At 58.9% G+C, this 606-nt stretch carries 1 protein-coding gene; it reads right to left on the minus strand.

Features of this window, described 5'->3' with window-relative positions:
• The coding region (locus tag FJV41_RS49655; protein WP_141649559.1) for an AAA family ATPase at window positions 1-606 on the minus strand (606 nt) is incomplete at both ends.

Genomic DNA, 606 nt, shown 5'->3' on the forward strand with positions numbered 1-606 from the left:
AGAGCGGCTGTTCGACCAAGCGTTCACCAGGGCCTCGTTTACCTCTTCATCGGCGCCGCGCACGACGTTGATGCCACCTTCGCGCTTCGCAAAGGTCTTCAAGGCCTCAGCAGCATGGCCATCGAACAACTGCTTCACAGCCTCCCGTTCCTCGATGCGATGCTGCCGGCGGATCTCGTCCAGACGGTGCGAACCAAGCTTGTCGGCAATGGGCTGAAGTGCAGCACCAGCCCCCACGGATTTTTGCTGCTTCGTATCGCCGAGGAGGACTACCTTTGCCCCCGCTCTATGTGCGACGTCAAGCACGTCCCGCATTTGCTGGGCAGATACCACCCCGGCCTCGTCCACGATCAGAAGAGTTTTTTTGCCGATCGATGTCTCACCCTTGCGCACAGAGTTGAGCCAGCCCGTGATGGCAACGCCCTCATCCAGGTCAGCGTCCTGTTGCAGGTTCTGGGCTGCTGTCCAAGCAGTGGCTAATCCAACTACCCGATATCCATTTCGTTCGTACGCCCTAGCCACAGAAGCCATGGTGAACGTTTTTCCAGCACCTGCACTTCCCTCGACCACCGTCACATCGTTTTCGTCGCGCAGCGTAGCCTCTGC

Source organism: Myxococcus llanfairpwllgwyngyllgogerychwyrndrobwllllantysiliogogogochensis, from assembly GCF_006636215.1.
Lineage (GTDB): Bacteria > Myxococcota > Myxococcia > Myxococcales > Myxococcaceae > Myxococcus > Myxococcus llanfairpwllgwyngyllgogerychwyrndrobwllllantysiliogogogochensis.